Here is a 5,144-nt window from a genome sequence, read left to right as displayed (position 1 = left end):
GGAGCAAAATTTATTACAATGCATACCTGAAACTGATATATTTTAATAATACCATAAACAGGCAAATGAGTCTTTCAGATTGACAACGGCGGAAAGAAAATCACTTTCAGCGTTTTAAGAACGCAAAGAGACAAAAATTTTGTTTAAATATTTATGGTCCCTTCTTAAAATAATAACTAAGGGATCGCGGCAGACACCTTATTCAAATGCAATGAGCGCGGCTTTGTTCCTGAAGAACAGCGAAAGGAATGATTGTAATCATGAAGGAAAAAATTGAAAGAGAACAGGAGAATGTTTTTCGCAGTTTTTTAAAGAGAAAGAATATTGAATGCTCAACTCAGCGTTATGCTATCGATGGATTTGGCGCAATGGCACAAGGTCTGTTCGCATCGCTCCTTATTGGGACAATTTTTAATACAATTGGTACCCAGACAGGATGGGCCATTTTCAATACCATGGGCGGGTATGCAATAGCCGGAACTGGGGCAGCAATGGCCATATCTATTGCGGTTGCGCTTAAATCTCCCCCGTTCGTAATCTTTACTCTTGCAGGCGTCGGCCTTGCGGCAAACAAACTGGGAGGGGCAGGCGGCCCTCTGGCTGTCTATTTTATTACAGTTATTGCTGCCGAAGCCGGCAAGGCTGTTTCAAAGGAGACAAAGATCGACCTTCTCGTCACCCCGACAGTAACACTTGCTGTCGGTATTCTGCTTGCCTTGTGGTTGGCACCTCCTATCGGAGCAACCGCAAGCAAGATAGGCGATCTTATTATGTGGGCTACAGACCTTCAGCCCTTTATGATGGGCATACTTGTCTCTGTAATAGTCGGAATTGTGCTGACTCTGCCGATAAGCTCCGCTGCCATATGCGCCGCCCTTTCCCTGGTCGGTCTGGCGGGCGGCGCTGCTGTCGCAGGATGCTGTGCTCACATGGTCGGCTTTGCCGTTATGTCATATCCTGAAAACAAGATGGGAGGGCTTGTGGCACAGGGCATAGGAACTTCGATGCTCCAGGTTCCGAACCTTGTAAAAAATCCCCGCTGCTGGCTTCCGCCTATTATTACTTCCGCAATTACCGGCCCGCTTGCAACCTGTGTCTTTAAGCTGAATATGAATGGCGCCCCCATATCTTCCGGAATGGGGACATGCGGTTTTGTCGGGCCTATCGGCGTTATAAGCGGCTGGTACGCACCTGTTGAGAAGGCGATTGAAATAGGCGGAACAGCAATCGCTCCCGGCCCTATGGACTGGCTCGGCCTTCTGCTTATCTGCTTTGTCCTGCCGGCATTGCTGACATGGCTTATCGCAATACCATTCCGTAAAACAGGATGGATCAAATACGGCGACCTAAAAATTGATTGTTAGTATATCTATGGCAGACACAGTATTTATAATAATCAAAGAGACCTTCGGGCCTCTTTGATTATGCCATTTATTCGATAAGGAGTATAATTTTAATGCATCCTGAATTGTTTCTCTGTATGTTTTTTTCGCTCTCAATGACACACTGTCTTTTACAGCCATTTAACTGTTGCTGTAAAAACAGCTCATAAAAAGCAGTCCATCTCTAATATATCTGTCTGATGGAGGTAGCCACATGGCTCACAACCACACACACGGGTCAGCTTATTCCAGGCTGACTGAAAGGCTGAACAGGTTTCCACAGGGAGCTCCAGCGTCAAAACTTCTCTTTGATATTTTAAAAATACTCATGACGGAGAAAGAGGCCGGACTGATGGCGCAGCTTCCGATAAAGCCGTTCAGCATGAAACAGGCGGCGGAGATATGGAAGCTTTCCGAGGCAGAGGCTCAGAAGGTGCTTGACGAGCTTGCGGACCGTGCGATCCTCGTCGACATAGAGCAGAACGGCGAACAGATCTACGCAGTTCCGCCCCCGATGGCCGGCTTTTTTGAATTCTCTCTTATGCGCGTCCGGGAAGATATCGACCAGAAAACACTCAGCGAACTTTTTTACCAGTACATTACAGTTGAGGAAGATTTTATGCGGGATCTTGTATGCAGCGGAGATATACAGATGGGGCGCATTTTCCCGCAGGAACCGCAGATTCCCGATGAATATACCCTGCACGTACTCGACTATGAACGTGCTACAAACGTCATAGAGACTGCGTCCCATATCGGGATAAGCATGTGCTATTGCCGGCACAAGGCGCTGCATGCGGGAACTGCCTGCGACGCACCTATGGATATATGCATGACGTTCAACACGACTGCGGCTACGCTTATCAAGCACGGACACGCAAGGCAGGTGGACAGAGCTGAATGCATAGATCTGCTGCAGCAGGCATATGAACACAACCTCGTGCAGTTCGGCGAAAACGTCCGCAGGCAGGTAAACTTCATCTGCAACTGCTGCTCCTGCTGCTGCGAGGCACTGCTCGCAATAAAGCGCTTCGGGGTAGCCCAGACTATATGCTCAAACTTTATAACGCACGCAGATCATGAAGCATGCATAGGCTGCGGCAAGTGTGCAAAAATATGCCCTGTAGATGCAATAGAGATGACCTCTGAAGAGGGCGCAAGAAAGGCGAATGTGACACCTGAAAAGTGCATCGGCTGCGGAGTCTGCATCAAGCACTGCCCTTCAAAGGCCCTGATCCTTGAACCCAGACCGAACAGAATGATAACGCCGCTGGATACCGTGCACAGGGTCGTAGCCATGGCAACCGAACGCGGGGTCCTGCAGGAGCTCATCTTTGACAATAAAGTACTGTTCAGCCACAGGCTCCTGGCCGGCGTCCTCGGAGCAATACTGAAAATGCCTGGCGTACCTCGCTCTCTTGCACGGGCGCAGCTGAAATCCAGATACCTTGAAGCACTTATTACTAAGTTCGGATGTAAGGAGATTGCAAAGCAGCAGTAAAGAGATTGCACATCGGCGGCATGTCCATTGATCCCCTGATTTTTATAACCGCCATACTATTGTTATACAGTCGTTAAACAGACCAACACTAAACAGAGGAGTGACTTGTCATGTCAAAGAAAATGGTAGCTCTCGTCAAGGAAAAACCGGCAGTGGGGCTGTGGATGCGCGAAGTGGATATGCCGAAAGTTGGTCCAAACGACGTACTCATCAAGATAAAGAAAACGTCGATATGCGGCACTGACCTTCACATCTACAACTGGAATGAATGGTCGCAAAAGACCATCAAGACGCCTATGACCATCGGCCATGAGTTCGTAGGAGAAATAGTCCAGCTAGGAAGCCACGTCGGCGGCTGGAAAATCGGGGAACGTGTCTCCGGTGAAGGCCATATAGTATGCGGAACATGCCGCAACTGCCTGGCAGGGCGCAGACATTACTGTCCGAACACCATAGGCGTCGGGGTCAACCGTGACGGCGCATTCGCCCAATACCTTTCAATACCGACCACAAACGTATGGCGCTGTGCACCTGAGATATCAGACGATGTAGTCTCGTGCTTCGACCCCCTCGGAAACGCGACGCACACGGCGCTGCAGTTTGACCTCATAGGGGAGGATGTCCTGATAACAGGGGCCGGACCAATAGGTATGATGGCCACAGCCATATGCAGGCACGTCGGAGCACGCAACATAGTCATCAGTGATCTTAACGGGTACAGGCTGAACCTCGCTAAGAAAATGGGCGCAACCAGGACTGTCGACGCTAAGAATGAAAATCTGAAAGACGTCATGAAGGAACTCGGAATGAAAGAGGGCTTTGACGTTGGACTTGAGATGTCGGGCAGCCCTCATGCCTTATCAGACATGGTCGACAGCATGTACAACGGCGGCCACATTGCACTGCTGGGGCTTCTAGAAGCTGGTGCCGTGATAGACTGGGACAAGGTCATTTTCCATGGGCTGACGCTCAAGGGGGTATACGGGCGCCAGATGTACGAGACATGGTACAAGATGACAACGATGCTCCAGAGCGGACTTGATATAAACCAGGTCATAACGCACCGCTTTGACGTCAGGGACTTTGAGGAGGGCTTCAAGGTCATGAACAGCGGACAGTCGGGCAAAGTCATCCTTGACTGGCAGAATCTATAGCGGGGGGCTGTCATATGAAGAGCGCTTTCGGCATAATAACCAAGACTATCGAAGATATAAAAGAACAGGGACTGTATAAATCAGAGCGAATAATCACAACTCCGCAGAGGGACATAATCGACACAACGGTCAGGAATGGCGTGATCAACATGTGCGCCAACAACTACCTCGGTCTCGCGGACAACCCGCGCATCATAAAAGCCGCTAAAGACGCTTACGACAGATGGGGCTACGGACTCGCTTCCGTGCGTTTCATCTGCGGAACACAGCAGGTACACAAGGACCTGGAGAAGGCCATAAGCGGCTTTCTGGACATGGAGGACACAATACTCTATTCCTCCTGCTTTGACGCAAACGGCGGCCTCTTTGAGCCTCTTCTCGGCGAAAACGACGCGATCATAAGCGATGAACTGAACCATGCAAGCATTATCGACGGCATACGTCTATGTAAGGCCAAAAAATTCCGTTACAAAAACAGCGACATGGAAGACCTCCGCGCACAACTTATCGCGGCAGGGGACGCTCCGATAAAGATCATTGCTACCGACGGGGTCTTCTCTATGGACGGCTACATCGCGGACCTGAAGGCTATATGCAACCTGGCAGAAGAATTTGACGCGCTTGTCATGGTAGATGACAGCCACGCGGTCGGCTTCATGGGTAAAAGAGGCAGGGGCACACATGAATTCTGCGGCGTCATGGGACGGGTCGACATAATAACAGGCACGCTGGGCAAGGCCCTCGGAGGTGCTTCAGGCGGATACGTCAGCTCGAAAAAAGAAATAGTCGAACTGCTCCGCCAGCGCAGCAGACCGTATCTCTTCTCCAACACCCTTGCGCCTGCAATTGCTGGCGCTTCTCTAGAAGTGATTAAAATGCTTGAAGAATCAACGGAATTCCGCAACCGCGTCCACGAAAACACTGCTTACTTCAGGGAAAAAATGGAAAAACTCGGCTTTGACATCCTGCCAGGCACTCATCCGATAGTCCCGATAATGCTCTATGACTCAAAGGCGGCAGCCGAATTCGCAACGAGGCTCTTAGAAAAAGGTATCTATGTCACCGGTTTCTTCTACCCTGTCGTGCCAAAGGGCAAAGCACGCATAC

4 protein-coding genes are annotated in these 5,144 nt (G+C 49.9%); all 4 read left to right on the top strand.

Translation table 11 applies throughout. The features are described from left to right. Positions 1 to 260: 260 nt before the first annotated feature. Positions 261 to 1,364, top strand: coding sequence for a PTS sugar transporter subunit IIC (locus LLF78_04395; GenBank protein ID MCE5201732.1), 1,104 nt, complete (start codon positions 261 to 263; stop codon positions 1,362 to 1,364). Positions 1,365 to 1,596: 232 nt separating this feature from the next. Next, a complete protein-coding gene (locus tag LLF78_04390; protein MCE5201731.1) occupies positions 1,597 to 2,883 on the top strand; it encodes a 4Fe-4S binding protein in 1,287 nt (428 codons plus the stop codon). 110 nt (positions 2,884 to 2,993) lie between these two features. Continuing rightward, positions 2,994 to 4,037 carry an L-threonine 3-dehydrogenase gene (gene tdh, locus LLF78_04385; protein ID MCE5201730.1) on the top strand — a complete coding sequence of 348 codons (1,044 nt, stop codon included), beginning with the start codon at positions 2,994 to 2,996 and terminating at the stop codon, positions 4,035 to 4,037. A 14-nt stretch (positions 4,038 to 4,051) separates the two neighbouring features. After that, on the top strand, positions 4,052 to 5,144 hold a 1,093-nt coding region (locus LLF78_04380; GenBank protein ID MCE5201729.1), incomplete at its 3' end, for a glycine C-acetyltransferase.

Source organism: Synergistaceae bacterium (assembly GCA_021372895.1).
Lineage (GTDB): Bacteria > Synergistota > Synergistia > Synergistales > Synergistaceae > JAJFTP01.
Note: the sequence above shows the minus strand (reverse complement) of the source record. Positions and strands in the feature narration are given on the sequence as shown.